General features: G+C 40.9%; 16 protein-coding genes and 1 pseudogene. 12 read left to right on the plus strand and 5 right to left on the minus strand.

Going from position 1 to position 17070, the window contains the following annotated elements:
* Window positions 1–312: 312 nt before the first annotated feature.
* Window positions 313–1623, plus strand: coding sequence for a D-serine ammonia-lyase (locus KSU66_RS11595; RefSeq protein ID WP_269051813.1), 1311 nt, complete (start codon window positions 313–315; stop codon window positions 1621–1623).
* 41 nt (window positions 1624–1664) lie between these two features.
* Here the strand turns inward: KSU66_RS11595 and KSU66_RS11600 are convergent, their stop codons facing one another.
* A complete protein-coding gene (locus tag KSU66_RS11600) occupies window positions 1665–2411 on the minus strand; it encodes a YqcI/YcgG family protein (protein ID WP_269051624.1) in 747 nt (248 codons plus the stop codon).
* Between the two features lie 313 nt (window positions 2412–2724).
* Between KSU66_RS11600 and KSU66_RS11605 the strand changes: the two genes are divergently transcribed.
* From KSU66_RS11605 to KSU66_RS11620, 4 genes are all read left to right on the plus strand, one after another.
* Window positions 2725–3441 (plus strand): (Fe-S)-binding protein, encoded by a 717-nt coding sequence (locus KSU66_RS11605; RefSeq protein WP_269051625.1) that lies wholly within the window; start codon window positions 2725–2727, stop codon window positions 3439–3441.
* Between the two features lie 16 nt (window positions 3442–3457).
* Window positions 3458–4882, plus strand: a complete 1425-nt coding sequence (locus tag KSU66_RS11610; protein WP_269051626.1) for a LutB/LldF family L-lactate oxidation iron-sulfur protein — start codon at window positions 3458–3460, stop codon at window positions 4880–4882.
* A complete protein-coding gene (locus KSU66_RS11615) occupies window positions 4879–5589 on the plus strand; it encodes a LutC/YkgG family protein (protein WP_269051627.1) in 711 nt (236 codons plus the stop codon). Before KSU66_RS11610 ends, KSU66_RS11615 begins: the two co-directional genes overlap by 4 nt.
* Before the next feature lie 209 nt (window positions 5590–5798).
* Complete coding sequence (locus tag KSU66_RS11620; RefSeq protein ID WP_269051628.1) at window positions 5799–6320, plus strand: DUF2512 family protein; 522 nt, start codon at window positions 5799–5801, stop codon at window positions 6318–6320.
* Between the two features lie 100 nt (window positions 6321–6420).
* Here KSU66_RS11620 and KSU66_RS11625 read toward each other — a convergent pair whose 3' ends face one another.
* Entirely contained in the window at window positions 6421–6648 is a 228-nt protein-coding gene (locus KSU66_RS11625; protein WP_269051629.1) for a hypothetical protein, read from the minus strand.
* A 215-nt stretch (window positions 6649–6863) separates the two neighbouring features.
* Window positions 6864–7838, minus strand: coding sequence for a DMT family transporter (locus tag KSU66_RS11630; RefSeq protein WP_269051630.1), 975 nt, complete (start codon window positions 7836–7838; stop codon window positions 6864–6866).
* A 124-nt stretch (window positions 7839–7962) separates the two neighbouring features.
* Between KSU66_RS11630 and KSU66_RS11635 the strand changes: the two genes are divergently transcribed.
* From KSU66_RS11635 to KSU66_RS11655, 5 genes are all read left to right on the plus strand, one after another.
* Window positions 7963–8826 (plus strand): LysR family transcriptional regulator, encoded by an 864-nt coding sequence (locus KSU66_RS11635; RefSeq protein ID WP_269051631.1) that lies wholly within the window; start codon window positions 7963–7965, stop codon window positions 8824–8826.
* Window positions 8827–8953: 127 nt separating this feature from the next.
* Window positions 8954–10456, plus strand: coding sequence for a class I adenylate-forming enzyme family protein (locus KSU66_RS11640; RefSeq protein WP_269051632.1), 1503 nt, complete (start codon window positions 8954–8956; stop codon window positions 10454–10456).
* Window positions 10457–10477: 21 nt separating this feature from the next.
* Window positions 10478–11659, plus strand: coding sequence for an acetyl-CoA C-acetyltransferase (locus KSU66_RS11645; RefSeq protein ID WP_269051633.1), 1182 nt, complete (start codon window positions 10478–10480; stop codon window positions 11657–11659).
* Window positions 11660–11892: 233 nt separating this feature from the next.
* On the plus strand, window positions 11893–12690 hold the full coding sequence (locus KSU66_RS11650) for a helix-turn-helix domain-containing protein (RefSeq protein WP_269051634.1): 798 nt from the start codon (window positions 11893–11895) through the stop codon (window positions 12688–12690).
* Between the two features lie 25 nt (window positions 12691–12715).
* Window positions 12716–12982 (plus strand): hypothetical protein, encoded by a 267-nt coding sequence (locus KSU66_RS11655; RefSeq protein ID WP_269051635.1) that lies wholly within the window; start codon window positions 12716–12718, stop codon window positions 12980–12982.
* Between the two features lie 24 nt (window positions 12983–13006).
* Here KSU66_RS11655 and dcm read toward each other — a convergent pair whose 3' ends face one another.
* On the minus strand, window positions 13007–14239 hold the full coding sequence (gene dcm, locus KSU66_RS11660) for a DNA (cytosine-5-)-methyltransferase (RefSeq protein WP_269051814.1): 1233 nt from the start codon (window positions 14237–14239) through the stop codon (window positions 13007–13009).
* A gap of 269 nt (window positions 14240–14508) precedes the next feature.
* Here dcm and KSU66_RS11665 point away from each other — a divergent pair, with 269 nt between their 5' ends.
* Window positions 14509–16002 (plus strand): Sau3AI family type II restriction endonuclease, encoded by a 1494-nt coding sequence (locus KSU66_RS11665; RefSeq protein ID WP_269051636.1) that lies wholly within the window; start codon window positions 14509–14511, stop codon window positions 16000–16002.
* Between the two features lie 26 nt (window positions 16003–16028).
* On the opposite strand, the gene KSU66_RS11670 is transcribed toward KSU66_RS11665, so the two are convergent.
* Window positions 16029–16466 (minus strand): very short patch repair endonuclease, encoded by a 438-nt coding sequence (locus KSU66_RS11670; protein ID WP_269051637.1) that lies wholly within the window; start codon window positions 16464–16466, stop codon window positions 16029–16031.
* 228 nt (window positions 16467–16694) lie between these two features.
* Between KSU66_RS11670 and KSU66_RS11675 the strand changes: the two are divergent.
* A pseudogene (locus KSU66_RS11675) lies at window positions 16695–16961 on the plus strand (DUF3427 domain-containing protein); the annotation flags it as partial.
* Between the last annotated feature and the right edge of the window lie 109 nt (window positions 16962–17070).

Genomic DNA, 17070 nt, shown 5'->3' on the forward strand with positions numbered 1-17070 from the left:
CTGTAGCTCATTGCTCCTCTTTTGAAATGCCTTGTAGCATGAAGTGCATCCCCTCCTTTCCTGTGAATTATTTTACAGGATACGTAAAAGTGAATTTGGAGTTGCATTCATGGAGAAAACTAGTAAGGCATATGGAACATCGTTTTTCGTTTCATTTGAAGCACCACCATTACTGTATCTTATTCCGACGTAGCGAGGCTTGCGTGTGCTTTTGCGGAATGTAGTACGACACAAGTTTATAAATTATATGAAACAATCTCACATGGTATACTATTCGTAGAACATTTGGAAACGAAGGAGCGAAAAAATATGATGAATCAAGCAGAAGTGAATAAATGGGTGGAAAAGCATCCGCTAATCGAGAAAATAATTGAACGTCAAGAAGTTCTATGGATGAATCCTTTAATCGAACCGGCAGTAATTGGCCTTGAAAAGTCCGGAGTGAGTGCAGCCGACGTCCAAGATGCATCGGATCGTCTTCAACGTTTTGCATCTTACATTCAGCGTGTATTCCCGGAAACAAAAGCTTCGAACGGCATTATTGAATCTCCAATCACTGCCATTCCAAAAATGAAAGAAGCGTTGGGGAACAAATATAAAACAAATATCCCCGGGGAAATTCTTCTAAAGCAAGATAACGCGCTACCGATTTCGGGCTCTATTAAAGCACGCGGTGGTATATACGAAGTGTTGAAGCATGCGGAAACACTTGCTATCGAACATGGATTGATCACAACAGAAGATGATTATGGAAAGTTTGCCGAACCAGAATTCAAAAAACTATTTTCCGAACATAAAATTGCGGTTGGTTCGACAGGGAACTTGGGTTTGAGCATCGGCATTATGAGTGCAAAACTTGGATTCAATGTCACTGTCCATATGTCGGCAGATGCGAAACAATGGAAAAAAGACTTATTGCGTGAAAAAGGAGTAATCGTCGTTGAATATGCGGACGATTACAGCAAAGCAGTGGAAGAAGGGCGTCGTCAGGCAGATGCCGATCCAACATGCCATTTTGTCGATGACGAAAACTCGCTCGACTTATTTTTAGGGTATGCGGTTGCTGGAGAACGGTTAGCGGCGCAATTGAAAGCGCGTGGAACCGTTGTTGACGCAGACAATCCACTATTCGTTTACTTGCCTTGCGGTGTTGGCGGCGGACCAGGTGGTGTCGCATACGGATTGAAACTTGCATTTGGAGATCATGCACACTGTTTCTTCGCGGAGCCAACTCATTCACCTTGTATGGTGCTCGGTATGATGACTGGGCTACATGACTCGATTTCTGTACAAGACTTCGGTTTAGACAATAAAACCGCGGCAGACGGACTGGCAGTAGGTGTTGCTTCCGGTTTCGTTGGAAAAACAATGGAGCCACTGCTGGCGGGTAGCTATACAATCGCGGATCAGACAATGTTCGATTTACTTAAACTTCTGACGGATTCGGAAGGCATCAAACTCGAACCATCTGCACTTGCTGGAATGACAGGGCCTGTAAACCTTATTCGTGGGAATGTGGAAAAAGCGAACTTGCCGGGTGCTACACATATTGTCTGGGGAACCGGTGGAAGTATGGTACCGGAAGAAGAAATGAATTTATATTACGCGACCGGAAAAAAGTAATCGACCTATTTCCCGGGAAATCGACATAAAGACGAAAGACCTCACATTGTGTGAGGTTTTTCGTCTTTATGCATAAAAGGGCACTTTCCGACAATTGGTTCAATATCATCTCCAATGAAAAATTGCTTCCACTCATTATGTGTTGGATCTCCGAAATGGCTAATGTCCGGATGTTTTGGTAATCCGTCCCATACTTCGACACGTTCCCGCACTTTTTCTCGGGACATAACGCCACCTTTTTCAGTCCCTTTCAGTCCTTCGAAAATTTTCCGCGGTTGAAATCCAAGCACCATTGAATTTCCTAAATCACGTGTCTTTCTCTGCTTATAAGCAGGGGCATTACCAAAGGCGAAGATTGGTTCGCCGTGAAAACGGAAATCCCATAAGTGATGATCTGGATCGCGTGGACTTTCCGCAGGCCATTCGATGCCATCGACGTCATGCAAGTATTGTAAAATGTCCCAAAACTGCTTGCGGTATTGTTCTATTGTGCCCTCTTTTTTAAACGGCTCTACGAAAACAAATAGCCCATGCCGTTTGTGCTTTGGATTATCGAAAAGCTCCAAAAAGGTTTCCAGTGCAAGTGGCAAGTTCGTCCAATCTTCTTGTGTCACGTAGGCGTAGCGCAACTCGCCACCTAATTCGGCTGCCATACCGAAATAACAAGGAAATGTCTTATCCGTCACTATTTCCCGAAATGTTTTGTATTCATTCAGAAGCCAATCAGGCAAATCTGTACGTTCTGCAAAATCTTCTTTTGTTAATAAAGTACGAGTACGCTGAAGCATTTATTTACCTCCGTATAGTTAACAGTATTGGTTTGTTGATTGTGTATTCACTACTTTATCAGATAAAGTGGGAATCCTCTTTAGGAAAGGACTTCATCCAATAAGCATATGCACGTCGAAGTGCCTAAATACGTGGGATGTCTTTTGAATTGGGGCATTTCCTTCATAAACTTGAAACATTTAGAGACAATTGACTATTTCATCTTTTCAAATACCTTCCTATCCAGTAGGCTTAAGTTAAGAAGTATATTAGGATACGCCGATGAAAAAAGTTCACTTATATGAAACTTAGAATATAACGGAGGTAGGCTACATGAAAGTTTCTTTATTCATTACGTGTTTGTCTGACATTTTCGCTTCGAATGTTGGGAAAGACACGGTCGAAGTGTTAGAACGGGTTGGTTGTGAAGTCGATTTTCCGGATGCGCAAACTTGTTGCGGTCAACCGTCTTACAATAGTGGATACTTGGAAAATACGAAAGAAACGATGAAACATATGATAAAGGTTTTTCGTGATTCACAGTATGTTGTTGGACCTTCGGGATCATGTGTGGCGATGTTGCGTGGATACGAAGAAATCTTCCGCGGGGATCCCGAGTGGGAAGAGGAAGCAAGAAAACTCGCCGCAAAATCGTTTGAGCTTAGTCAATTTCTTGTGGATGTATTGGGCATTGTAGATGTCGGTTCCCATTTCAAAGGGCGAGTGACTTATCATCCTTCTTGTCATATGACACGCCTATTAGGAGTGAAAGATGCGCCTAAGAAACTTCTGAACCAAATTGAAGGTGTGGAACTTATCGAACTCCCGAACGCGGGAGATTGTTGCGGGTTTGGTGGAACTTTTGCTGTTAAAAACGCTGTCATTTCAGGTGAAATGGTTCAAGAAAAAGCAAATCATGTTGTAGAAACGGAAGCGGAATATTTGGTGGGTGGAGATATGGCTTGTTTGATAAATATCGGCGGCCGATTATCGAGAGAAGGACGAAACATCAAAGTAGTCCATCTCGCCGAAATACTAAACTATCGCTAAAAAGGAAGTGAAATAGATGGGTATTAAAATTAAAACCGGTACATTCGATGAGCGCGTACAAGAAGGAATTGACAATGATTTCATGTTGGGGTCGGTGGCATCTGCCCAAGACCGGCTTGGAGGTCGACTAAAAGATGCAGCTGAAGAACTCGGAAACTGGGAAGATTGGCGTTCATTAGGAGAAGAGATTCGTACACATACATTGCAAAATATCGATTACTATTTACAACAATTAAGCGATAATCTTTCCAAGCGTGGCGGACAGGTCTATTTCGCTGAAACGGCGGAAGATGCAAACAATTATATTCAAGAAGTTGTGAAAAGAAAAAACGCGAAAAAAGTCGTAAAGTCTAAATCGATGGTTACGGAAGAAATCGGTTTAAATAAAGCGCTGCAAGAAGTCGGCGCGGAAGTCGTTGAAACCGATTTAGGTGAATGGATTTTACAGCTGGATGGGGATGTCCCTTCGCATATTGTAGCGCCAGCTTTGCACTTGAATAGAGATCAAGTGAAGCAGACCTTCAAGGATAAAAGAGGTTATGACAAGTCGAATTCGCCGAAAGAATTGGCTTTGTTTGCACGTGAACAATTACGGAAAGACTTTTTGTCGGCCGATATCGGAATTACAGGCTGTAACTTTGCTGTCGCGGAATCGGGCGCGGTTACATTTGTGACGAATGAAGGAAATGCACGACTTGCGACAACGTTACCAGATACCCAAATTACAGTGATGGGCATGGAACGAATTGTTCCGACATGGGAAGAACTCGACGTATTAGTGAGTTTATTGACAAGGGCCGCGGTAGGTCAAAAACTAACGAGTTATGTCACTTCAATTACAGGCACTCGTTTAGAAGGCGAAGTCGATGGACCGGAAGAGTTTCACTTAGTCATTGTCGATAACGGGCGTTCTAAAATTTTAGGAACCGAATTTCAATCGGCACTTCACTGTATCCGTTGCGCGGCATGCATTAACGTCTGCCCGGTGTACCGACATATTGGTGGTCATGCATACGGTTCGATTTACCCGGGGCCAATTGGTGCGGTTCTGACGCCACTCTTAGACGGATACGAAAACCATAAAGAATTGCCACATGCTTCTACGCTATGCGCAGCTTGTACGGATGTATGCCCTGTAAAAATTCCACTTCACAATCATTTAATTCGTCATCGGGAAATTATGGTGGAACAAAAAATATCTCCGAAGATGGAAAAAGTCGCAATGGATGGGTTCGTTAAGTGGTCGACACATCCAGCCGCCTACAAAATGAGCGCGAAACTTGCAAGAACCGCTTTAAAACCATGGTCGAAAGATGAAACAATTATAAAAGGTCCAGGTCCTTTAAAAGAGTGGACCGCACAGCGCGATTTCCCCGCTCCAAGTCAACAAACGTTTCGTTCTTGGTTTAAAGAACGTCAAAAAGGGGAGACAACACGATGACCATTCAAAACAGAGATGCTTTTTTAGATAAGTTGGCAAATAGTCTTGGGAGGCCTCGTATTACAGAAGGAGTCGTGCGCCCAAAATGGAGTTTGAGTCCGCAATGGGATGTGTACGAAGGCTATTCAAAAGATGAATTGGTCGATGTGTTAGAAAAACAATGCAAATCGATTCATACAAATTTTAAAAAGACGGACCAAAATGGGTTGGCCGATTTACTTAAAGAAGTGATCAAATCACATGACGGAAACAAAGTAATTGCGGTAAACGATAAACGAAATGCCGAATATGGGGTGGACGTTGTGTATGGTGACCTTCGAAGTGAAGGCAAGGACGTTCGGCTGTGGGATTGGACTATCGGAAAAGAAAACCAAGTATTTTCGGAGCAAGCGGATATCGGAATTACGTTTAGCGATATTACTCTAGCTGAATCCGGCACGCTCACTTTATTTAACGATAAAGACAATGGTCGTTCGATTAGTTTATTGCCAAGAGTTCATATAGCAATTATCCCCAAAAGCACAATGGTGCCGCGGATGACGCAAGCAGTTAAACAAATTCACGAAGCTAATCAGCGCGGGCAAGACGTCTCCTCATGTGTAAGTTTCATTTCCGGACCGAGTAATAGCGCGGATATTGAAATGAACCTCATTGTTGGCGTACATGGACCAGTGGAATCGACGTATATTGTCGTGGACGATAAATAAAAAAACGTTAGATATACGTTGAAACAGTTCCTTCTAATTTGAATAAAACCTCACATCTTGGACTCGAAAATAGAGTTTGAGATGTGGGGTTTTTTCTTGCGGAAAAATATTGGTATATTTTGGTGCGTTGAAAAAGGGTTAATTATATATATAAGGGACAAAATAATTAGTGTGTGAAATGAGAAAATAGGAAGCGAGGAGAATGATAAATGGACTTTTTTAAGGCAATAAGTTTTAAATTTATTATGGTGACTGCGTTGATGTGGGTCTTTTTAAGTTATTTCGGCTTTTCTTTTGGAGATGTAATTATCACGAGTATCCTATTTACGGGAATTTCGTTTATCGTCGGTGACTTATTCATTTTACCAAGAATGGGGAATGGTGCCGCAACAATTGCCGACTTTGGAGTAGCGGCAGTTCTGATCTGGTCGCTCGGCTTTTATTTGTTCGAGCCGTTTGCCGGATTAGTAACGGTAGCCATTGTAACAGCCATCATCGTCGCATTTGCGGAGGCTTTTTTCCACCGATATATGCAAAACCAAGTGTTACCGACCCCGGTTTTGAGAAATCAAAAAGTACCCGATTATTATGAGAAAAAGGTTATGGCCGCCGAATTTGGAAAGATATTCGATTTCGAAACGAGTAGGGAAATCGTGGAAGGTAAAAATAGAGAAGAGAAAAAGTTGAAAGAAGAAAAGGAACGAGTGAAAGAAGATTATTATAATGGCTAAGCAGGAGAGGGAATGTCCAAGATTCAGTGGGCGTTCCTTTTTTATTTGGGATGTCCGCTGAATGGTGCGTAATGTCCGCTCAATGGCGGGAGATGTGCACTCAATTCGATGAAATGTCCACTCCCGGGGCGGATGTGCGCTGAATGGTGCGTAATGTCCGCTCAATGGCGGGAAATGTGCACTCAATTAGATGAAATGTCCACTCCCGCGCGGATGTGCGCTGAATCGTGCGTAATGTCCGCTCAATGGCGGGAAATGTGCACTCAATTGGATGTAATGTCCACTCCCGGGGCGGATGTGCACTGAATGGTGCGTAATGTGCGCTCAATCACGGTTAATGTGCACTCAATTGGATGAAATATCCACTCCCGGCGCGGATGTGCACTGAATGGTGCGTAATGTCCACTCAATCGCGGGAAATGTCCGCCCAATCCTCATTAATCTCCACTCCCCGCGCCCAAAGCCTATCCCGATCCATACAAAAAAGCGTTTGCCTCTACAAAAATTACTTTGTAGAGGCAAACGCTTTTAGTGATTTTATAATTAAGATAGAATCTCTCGAAGCTTTTCTTTCGACTTTCTTGGAGCGACTTCTTTCTCGCTCAACCTGACAAATATATTATTAGAAATTAATGAAAGGATGATGAAGATCGTTCCGATATAATCATAAATGGTAAGGGGTGTACCTTGAAAGTATGAAATAGCTAGCGTTGTAATGGGCACGAAGTTAATAAACAACAGTCCATTTAATGGCGAAAGAATACTAACACCAACGTTCCAACCAACTAACGCAATTACACCCGGGAAAATAATCATGAATAATAAATGTGGACTCACAGTTACAATCGTTGCTACAGTCGGCACGGTTACATAGCCCGTCAAAGTGACTAGCGCAACAACAACCGCTGCTGTAATCGTTCCAAGTAAACAACTCATTGTCGAATAGCGCAGTGCAGACCAGCCACTTTCGCTAAATTTACTTCCACCCATTGTGTAAACAACCCATCCAATAACTGCGATTAGAATGAGTAATGATGGAATAATATCATCCGTCGCTGTTAGAAATGCTCCGAAATCACCTTTTGTGATAACGAGTGAAACCCCTACAAACGCAAGAAACACGCAGAACAATGTGAATGCATGAGGGCGTTTCCTAACGAGCATCCATACTATAACAATCGAAATCATCGGCATTAAAGACTCCATGATTGACGCCACCATCGTACCGGGACCACCCAACAAATCTTGTCCCCAGAAGATGAGCAGATTGTAAACGGCAAAAGCCATTGTTCCGAAAAACCATAACAATAAACCTTTTCCTTCAAAACGAAATGCTTGTTTTCCTTCCTTCCATAACAGAATGACAACTAAAATAACGGTTACGGAAACATAACGGAAAATAGTGAAATAAAACGGGTCAATATAATTGAACGCATGGTTCGCTACCGGAAACATCGCGCCCCAAGACACGCTCGCTATAAAACACAAGAAAGCCCCTAATAAAACTTTATTTTTCACGAAATAAAAATCTCCTTCTATATCTTTCTCTATACCTATTAGACTACAGAACGGACATCATGTAAAATGAATGATAATGATGTTTGTTATCAATTTTAATGATACCTAAAAAGGAGATACAATAATGGAATTTAAAGATTTAGAGATTTTTCAAATGGTCGCCAAAAAAGGGACTGTTACAGAAGCCGCAAAAGAACTAAGCTATGTGCAGTCGAACATTACCGCGAGAATTAAAAAGCTAGAAGCCGAACTAAACACGCCGTTGTTTAATAGACATAACCGAGGCATGACGTTAACACCTGAAGGGAAAAAACTTTTAGTGTACTGTGAAAAAATCTTAACGCTGACGAATGAAATGAAAAAAGTCGTCCAAAGTAAAGACGAGCCATCTGGAAAATTAGAAATTGGTACAGTGGAAACCGTTATCCAATTGCCAAATATTTTATCTGCCTACAATAAAAAGTATAAAAATGTAGATCTCTCTCTTTTATCGGGTGTTACGGAAAAACTGCAGGAAGACGTATTGAACCACAAGTTGGACGGGGCATTTGTCACAGAAACAGGCCCCCATCCAGACCTTATTTCTCACGCGGTATTCCAAGAAGAGCTTGTCTTAATTTCAGATGTCAATGCAACCTCACTCGACCAATTAAAAGATAGGCCATTCCTCTGTTTTAGCGAAGGATGTGGCTATCGAGCACGACTTGAAGAATGGTATAAAGACCAAAATATTACCCCTCAAAAAGTAATGGAGTTTGGCACGTTGGAAACCATTTTAAGCAGTGTCGTCGTAGGCCTTGGCATCACTTTCGTTCCTAAATCATCCATTGGTTATTTAGTCAAAAGAAACCTCATTCAATGTCATGAACTTCCCGAAAAGTATAGTAAAATCAACACGGTTTTCATTCGGCGATCGAATTCATACGTAACTTCGACAATCGAAAAGTTTATCGAAGCAATTGAGAATAGCAATACGGAAATAGCTTAACAACTAGCCGTTCTTGAATGAAAAATGCTAGAGGCTTCATTGCAATTAATTCCAGTGGTTGGTAAACTATCTTCAAGGTTATCAATATTTGATAATTTAGATTACTGAAGCAGGGGGAGTTTTGGAAATGTTTTTACCAGAAATTTTAGCTAGTCATGCCAAAAGTCAGCCGAATAAAATATTTACTTCATACAATGGACGCCAGTGGACATATGGCGAGTTTTTCGAAAAAGTAAAACGGGTTGCGGCTTATTTTCAAGCGAGGGGTTATAAGAAAGAGGATATTATCGCACTTTATTCCTTGAATTCAGATATATTTCTAGTTTGCTATTATGGGATTCAATTGGGTGGATTTTCAGTCATGCCAATCAATACGAAATTGGCTCCACCCGAAGTAGAATATATTTTCAACCATTCGGAAGCCAAATCACTTATTTACGATGTCCGCCTTGAAAATATTATTACTGATACAAAACACGACTTTCAAGAAAAACTAGCAATTGGTGGAGAAGATGCAATTGGAGCAATTATCGAAGATGCATCACTAAAGTTTCGGCGAGCGCGATTAGGCGGGAACGACACGTCGGTTGTCATGTATACATCTGGAACGACAGGCAAGCCAAAAGGGGTCATGTTGACACATCGAAATATTCTTGCTGCGGGTGAAATTTGGTCGAAAGCAATGGATATTACCGTAAACGATCGAATGCTCGTCTCCACACCGTTATTTCACTGCGCAGCAGCCCATGTATTCGTCGTACCGGTGACATATAGAGGTGGAACGATTATTATCGAGGAAACGTTCTCGACAGACAAAACGCTTAAGTTGTTGAAGGACGCAAGACCGACGATGTTCTTTGGTGTTCCGGCAATGTATACGATTATTTTGAACTTGCCTCATATTAAGGAGATTGAACTACCAACATTACGTTTATTTGGTTATGGGGCGGCACCAATGCCTTATGAAATCTTGAAGAAATTAAAAGAAACATTTCCAAGTGTGAAGGTACAAAATTTATATGGTCAAACAGAAAATGTACCCGCGGCTTCTACATTAAAAGACCATCTTGCACTCGAAAAAATAGGTTCAGTCGGAGAACCGCTTCCGCAAACCGAAATCCGGGTAGTAGACGTGTTCGGAAGGTCGGTCCCAGTAGGTCAAGTCGGAGAAATTGTTGTAAAAGGGCCTCAAGTAATGAAAGGCTATTTGAAGAATAAAGAAGAAACGAACCGCACGATTAAAGAGGGCTGGTTATATTCAGGAGACTTAGGAAAGTTTGACGAAGATGGACTCTTGTATGTCGTCGACCGTAAAAACGATATGATTATTCGCGGTGGTGAAAACGTCTATCCCGTCGAAGTAGAAGAAGTGCTTTACCAAATCCCTGAATTGCTAGAAGCGGCGGTCGTTGGGGTACCTCACGAAGTTTACGGTGAAGTACCAAAAGCATTTGCTGTCTTAAAAGAAGGGCAATCGATTACGGAAGAACAAATTATTGCCTATTGTGGAACGCAACTAGCGAAATTTAAAGTTCCATTGGAAGTTGAACTTATGGACGAATTACCACGAAATGCTTCCGGAAAAGTGTTGAAACATACACTTTCGTCAAGTAAAGAAGCGAGAGTATAAGCCAAAAGGAGAAATCAGACTATGAAAAATGTATATATTGTTGACGGGGCAAGAACGGCGTTTACCGAGTTCGGAGGATCCTTTGCAAAAGTGGATGCAGCAGAGCTCGGCACAGCAACTGCCATTGAAGCATTGAGGCGTTCGAATGTGCAACCTGAAAAAATAGATCATGTCATTTATGGAAATGTCATTCATACAGGAAAAAATGCTTCCTACCTTGCCCGCCATATTGGGCTAAATGCTGGAGTTCCGCAAGAGGTTCCGGCTTTAACATTGAATCGTCTGTGTGGATCTGGAATGCAAAGTATTGTATCGGGAGCACAACATATTTTATTGGGGGAAGCAGAAATCGTTTTAGCGGGTGGTGCGGAAAATATGTCGCAATCACCGTACTCGAATTTTGAACAACGATTCAGTGCATCTAAGTTAGGAAATGTGCAATTTGAAGACATGCTACAAGCGACATTGGTAGACCAATACACGGGAAGTGGTATGGGGATGACAGCAGAAAAACTGTCGGAACAATACGAGATTTCCAGGGAAGACCAAGATGCATTTGCGATTGAATCAAATCAACGCGCATCAAAAGCGGCGGCAGATGGCATATTCGCGGAAGAAATCGTACCGGTTGAAGTGAAAACGCGTAAAGGCACAGTAATTGTTGATAAAGATGAGCATATTAAGCCAGAAGTGAATGCTGAAGGGATGGCGAAGCTTCGACCGGCGTTTAAAAAGGATGGAACAGTGACCGCTGGAAATGCCTCGGGAATTAACGACGGGGCGGCATCCGTTGTCGTTGCCAGTGGAAAGGCTGTAACAGAACATGGTCTACAACCTATCGCACGCATCGTTTCTTGGGGAGTCGTCGGTGTGGACCCAACAATCATGGGAATCGGTCCAGTACCTGCAATTAAACAGGCATTAGAAAGAGCCGATTTGACGATTGAAGATATGGATATTATTGAAATAAACGAGGCTTTTTCCGCTCAATACTTAGCTGTAGAAAAAGAATTGGGCTTAGATCGTTCGAAAACAAACGTCAACGGTGGGGCCGTTGCACTTGGGCATCCTGTCGGCGCAAGTGGTGCAAGAATTTTACTATCAGCAGCTTACGAGTTGAAACGCCGCAATGCAAAATACGCAGTGGCGAGTTTATGTATCGGCGGTGGACAAGGAATTGCGGTGATAATTGAAAACGCGTAAACTTCCAGTAATTATTGCGCCAATGTTTTTAGAATCTACAACCCAAATTCTGTTTTTCATCTAAATCGAGAATGTTAGATACCTAGTTTTGAAACAACTTCGTAGTTGTTCCAAAACCGGGTATCTTTTTTATAAAGTATTTTTACATAAATGTCCCCTTTTTGAACGTTCCAACCTATATACGATATGACGGTGTTATTGACCAGTCATATCGTGCAAAAGGGGACGAGCTTATGAATTATTTAACCGACTACCAACCATTTGAAAGTAAAAAGGAATTAAACGAAGCGGTATCTTCACATTTTGACCGCTGCAACTTTGAATTGAACGAAACAGACCGAGAAGTACTGCTCATGTTAAGTCGCTACTCTGTAAAATACCCAGGCGTGGCCCATTTAAAGACGTCCACAATCGCGGAAAAAGTTAAGAAATCGAATCGCACAGTTCAACGCACCATTCGGAAACTAGAAGCTTTATTAATCATCGAAAAAAAGCCATTTCTTCGACAAGTATCTGGTGGTTTTGGAGCCAATCTTTATATTTTTTTACCGCCGAATGTCATATCGGAACTGTCACCTCGCAAGGAAGTAGCTAAGCCAGACACACCAACGACTGAAGCCACTATTTCAGAGAATGAACCTATTCTTTCTATAAGCAATAAAGATCTTTATATTCATAATACGTATGAGCAAGTGACCGTCACTCATTACACACGATTCAAAAATTGTATCCAATCATTCAAAGGCGAAGACAATCAGCCACTCGTCAGCCGATTGTATGGCATCTATCGTGCAAAAGTGTTGCGCCTATTGAAATTCGATATCCACAAAGGGAAAAAAGAGCTTTTAGAAGCACTTTCTATTCAGGCGATTAAGATCACGTTCCAAGCGACCAAAAAGAAGACTATCCGTAACTTATTTGGCTATTATGACGGCGTCCTCCGTGAATTAATCGACAAGGCATTATTTAGCGATGCATTTATGGATTATGATTGTGCTGTGGAAATGAAGATTCCCAATAAAGTTTTGTGAATTGGAATCTATGCGGTAAGAAACGATGGTACTTATATACCAAATTGTTATTTATATTTGTAGCTTAGCCTGTACTTCGTATAATGGGGTACAAAGTACGGATGAAAAGGAAAGCAAAAAAGAGGAGAAGGATGAAGAGTCTTCTGAGTCAGTTCGTTTTGACGACGGAGAATATCCAGAAGACTTTCCGTGGCCCGTATTGGAAGAGTGGGAAGCAAAAAGTTTCGTGACGAGGCTTGTCGAAGGCGAGAAAAATTGGAACGGAAAATTCATGTTTGAACAAGACGCATAAGAAAAAGGCCGATACAAGAATGTATCAGCCAAAAGAAATTTCTAATTGTACTTCTGAGGGTGTATCGGTTGCCTCGATTTCGGCAATTCGATTTCCCATTACTTCGATTAGACCGACGACGAGTGCATTTCCCATACAGAAGTAGCGCATTCGGTCTGTCATACCCGCTGTCCAGTCATCCGGAAAGCTATTTAGTCTTTCGCATTCAATGGGAGTTAAAAACCTTTTTCGTCCATTGACTTCAACAATATGAGTACTTCGGTTTGTTGAGCCTTCGCTTGTCAACATTGTTCTCCCGGGCTTGTCCAATAAGTCAGTGGGGGACATTCCACCTTCTGAAAAAGTATATTTATGCCCATCAACCGTAGTTCTTTCTATCTTTTTCGCACCCCTTAGGTAATCGAACTTTACTTCAACTTCCGGGGAGAGATAAAACTTTTCATCAATTAGGTCTTCATCTAATAAGATATCTTGAAGTGGTATCGATTCTTCAAGTTTAGGATCTACGTGTGCAGTGAAAATCTGTCCATTTCTCATTAGTCCAGCAGTGTGAAAGTTAAATGAAAAATCATTAGATACCTCTATAATATCTTCTGGAAGTACCTTCGAGCCTGTCCGCCCTTTGTAGGGTTCGTCTTTGACGGGAAATGGTTTTGCAAAGAATCCTTCATTGAACACGATATCTTGTGAATCTAATTCTAGTTGTTTTTCTGCAAACGAAACTCCATTTTTATAAGCGAATATGAAAACTCGTCTTCGCCTCTGCGCAAAACCATACTCGGCGGCATTAATAACGCGCCATTCGACGCTATAATCCAAATCGCTAAACGTGGAAAGCATGACTGCGAAGTCCCGACCCCTTTGGGCCGAAGGAGATTTCAGTAGTCGATCTACATTTTCAAGAAGAACATATTTTGGATGAGAGTTTTCTATAACTCTTTTAATTTCCCAGAAAAGGACTCCTTTTTTACCTTGAATTCCTTGTTCGCCTGAAAGTGTGCGAGCAACAGAGTAATCTTGGCAAGGAAATCCCCCGACTAATAGGTCAGGAGCAAGTTGCTGGAATTTCTCATCTGATACTTGTGCTATATCTTCATTGCTATGTTCTCCACTTTTAAAATTCCGTGTATAACAATTAAAAGCATCTTGTGCTTTACGGGAAGGTTCCCATTGGTTGGCCCATGTAACATCGAAAAGGAAGGGATTGGCCTTTTCTAATCCAAGACGAAAACCACCTACACCGGCGAATAATTCCATTACGCGTATCGTATTGTTAGTTTTCACTTTACGAACATCCTTTCGACTCATTTGATTTATTATACCTTATTTCGACAAGAAGATCAAGAAAAAGGCAAGAATAAATAAAAGTCCAATGAAAATATAAAATGTAAAGTTATAAATATAAAGGTGAAAGTAAATTGTATGGAGAAGATGTATATTGTGTATCTGTATAAAAATTCCATTACAAATATACCTAAGAGAGTATGATAATAAGTTAATGTAACGAAAATTAGGAGGCTTACTTTATGAATCGAAAATATGACGAAACCAATAAAGAATCAATCTTTCAATATGCCCAAAAGTTGAAAGGTCAAACCTTTAATGAGGTCTGTGATCAAGACAAAGTTTTTTTACAACCTGACCAAGATCCTTTAATTTATAAAGAAGAATATAAAAATAAAAAGAGAAAAGGTGGATTAGGTGAAATTATAGAAGAACGCTATTTCCACTACAAAATTGACAATGAAGCAAGAGCCGATTTTCCAAAGGCGGAATTAGAATTAAAGGTAACTCCTTATAAAATCAATAAAAACAAAACGTTGTCAGCAAAAGAACGATTGAGTATTTCCATGATAGATTATATGAAAATTATTGACACCGACTTTTATGACAGTAATGCGTGGGAGAAAATCAAGAATATTTTACTCATTTATTACCATGCGGACTCAGAAATCCAAGATCGCTTAAATTATATTGTTGATTACATATACCTTTATTCCCCTTCGGAAGCAGATTTGAAAATTATCCTTCATGACTATGATACGATTCAAAAAAAAGTGCTGGACGGGAAAGCCCATGAATTGTCCGAGGGCGATACTATTTATTTGGGGGCTGCAACGAAATCAAGTAGTTCAAAGCAGAGGACATCCCAACCATGCTCATCAGAACTTGCAAAACCGAGAGCATTTTCTCTTAAAAATTCATACATGACATATTTACTTCGTAATGAAATCGTGCCACAAGCAGGACAAGAAGAGCAACAAGATAAAGTCATCCAAGATAGTGATGTTACTGACTTTGAAGCGTATGTACTTGGGAAAATAAATGAATATAAAGGATGCAGGAGCGGAGATTTATTCAAGCGCTTTCTAGCAGGAGAATACAAAGACTCTTACTCGGATTATAGTCGAATTGCTTATGCAATTTTAGGCGTCCGAACAGAAAATGCAGAGGAATTTGAAAAGGCGAGTATTGTTGTGAAAGCAATACGTATCGATGTTGATAATCGGGGACGAAATAAAATTGTTGAATCTATGTCTTTTCCTGCATTTGAAATTAAGGAACTTGTGGAAGAAGAGTGGGAAACATCTGAGACTCGCCAGTATTTTGAAGAAACAAAGTTCCTCTTTGTACTTTATCAACAAGATGAAGATGGATACTATTTATCTGGGGCATTATTTTGGAATATGCCTGTTTCTGAAATAGACGGGGATCTGCAAAAAGAGTGGACGAGAGCTAGGGACACATTTAAACGTGGGGTTAAGTTTAGGTTGAAAGAGCAAAAGAATGGCATCTTCGTGCATAATGACTTGCCGAAAGGTTCTAATACGAATATCCTTCACGTCCGTCCGCACACCGGAAAATCAGCATATTTAATAAGGGAACTCAATTACACTAAAGGCAATATTGAACGACATGGAGACCAACTACCTAATGGAGATTTTATGACGATTCAAAGTTTCTGGCTTAATAATCATTATATATTTAAACAGGTTAAAGATTATTTAAGTCGCTCATAAGTCTAACCTATCCTGAAAAGTGTTTTTCATTCCAAGGATTTGTCGTGGTAAGCAGCTTTTATTTCATTGACGAATTCCATCGTGTCATTGACTGCCTTTGTAAAGTCCTTTTTGATTTCGTGTTCCCAGACCCGCTTAATATTCCAATTCCTTTCTGTATAATAAGCAGTTACTTCAAGATCCCTTGCGATGTTCCGTGCAAACTTTGCATTCCAAAAATCTTGATTGCTTTTGGGTCTTTTAAGATGAATCGGACAAGCATGCCAGTAGCAGGAGTCGACAAAAATAACAATTTTATATTTTTTAATAGCAATGTCGGGAGTCCCTTTGAGATTTTTTACGTTTCTGCGATAGCGTAGCCCTTTATCCCATAGGGCGCGGGCGAACAGGTTCTCAAGTTTGGATATGGATTTAATTTTGCCCATTAACTTGCTTCGCTGTTCCTTGGACATGATGTCAGCCATGATGAACCACCTTTTTCACATAGCCTTCCCAATCCATTGGATAGGTTAAACAATAGTGAACCGCAAGCGAGCTACACATTTCTGCAATAATGAGTACATAGTGTTACAAGGGTTTATTCCTTGGTAATACTATGTACTTTTAAAATGGGTGCCTAGTTCTGAAACAATTTGGGGGTGTTTTAGAACCGGGCACCTTATTTACTAGTGGATTATGTTTTAAAACTCAGAAACAGTAACAGAACGTTGAAATCCCAAGAAGTCCAAAAATTTATCAACTCAGTGGAAAACAAAAGTGATATTCACATCTTTGTAAAAAAGGACGACGATGAAGGAACTGATTTTTATTATTTAGGCAAAGGATTTCCGGACAAATCGAGCGTTGAAGAGGATCGAATGGTTGATAAGAACGGGAAGGATCTTCCGGTCGTTCATATGAACATGGTGATGGAGCAGGCAGTGGAGGGTAAGCTTTATCATTATTTAATAGAAGAATGAATAGGGAGGCTCTACTTGTGGTAAGGGGAGCCGTACCATAAGTAACGACGAATTTTTGCTATAACCGCGCATAGGTCGCAGAAAGCCCTTCTCCTACGGGGAGAAGGGC

The organism is Sporosarcina sp. G11-34 (assembly GCF_026931025.1).

Excerpts from the sequence above, each read along its gene's own strand:
- KSU66_RS11595 (WP_269051813.1), top strand. The coding sequence starts at position 313 with ATGAATCAAGCAGAAGTGAATAAATGGGTGGAAAAGCATCCGCTAATC.
- KSU66_RS11600 (WP_269051624.1), bottom strand. The coding sequence starts at position 2,411 with ATGCTTCAGCGTACTCGTACTTTATTAACAAAAGAAGATTTTGCAGAA.
- KSU66_RS11605 (WP_269051625.1), top strand. The coding sequence starts at position 2,725 with ATGAAAGTTTCTTTATTCATTACGTGTTTGTCTGACATTTTCGCTTCG.
- KSU66_RS11610 (WP_269051626.1), top strand. The coding sequence starts at position 3,458 with ATGGGTATTAAAATTAAAACCGGTACATTCGATGAGCGCGTACAAGAA.
- KSU66_RS11615 (WP_269051627.1), top strand. The coding sequence starts at position 4,879 with ATGACCATTCAAAACAGAGATGCTTTTTTAGATAAGTTGGCAAATAGT.
- KSU66_RS11620 (WP_269051628.1), top strand. The coding sequence starts at position 5,799 with ATGGACTTTTTTAAGGCAATAAGTTTTAAATTTATTATGGTGACTGCG.
- KSU66_RS11635 (WP_269051631.1), top strand. The coding sequence starts at position 7,963 with ATGGAATTTAAAGATTTAGAGATTTTTCAAATGGTCGCCAAAAAAGGG.
- KSU66_RS11640 (WP_269051632.1), top strand. The coding sequence starts at position 8,954 with ATGTTTTTACCAGAAATTTTAGCTAGTCATGCCAAAAGTCAGCCGAAT.
- KSU66_RS11645 (WP_269051633.1), top strand. The coding sequence starts at position 10,478 with ATGAAAAATGTATATATTGTTGACGGGGCAAGAACGGCGTTTACCGAG.
- KSU66_RS11650 (WP_269051634.1), top strand. The coding sequence starts at position 11,893 with ATGAATTATTTAACCGACTACCAACCATTTGAAAGTAAAAAGGAATTA.
- KSU66_RS11655 (WP_269051635.1), top strand. The coding sequence starts at position 12,716 with ATGGTACTTATATACCAAATTGTTATTTATATTTGTAGCTTAGCCTGT.
- dcm (WP_269051814.1), bottom strand. The coding sequence starts at position 14,239 with ATGGAATTATTCGCCGGTGTAGGTGGTTTTCGTCTTGGATTAGAAAAG.
- KSU66_RS11665 (WP_269051636.1), top strand. The coding sequence starts at position 14,509 with ATGAATCGAAAATATGACGAAACCAATAAAGAATCAATCTTTCAATAT.
- KSU66_RS11670 (WP_269051637.1), bottom strand. The coding sequence starts at position 16,466 with ATGGCTGACATCATGTCCAAGGAACAGCGAAGCAAGTTAATGGGCAAA.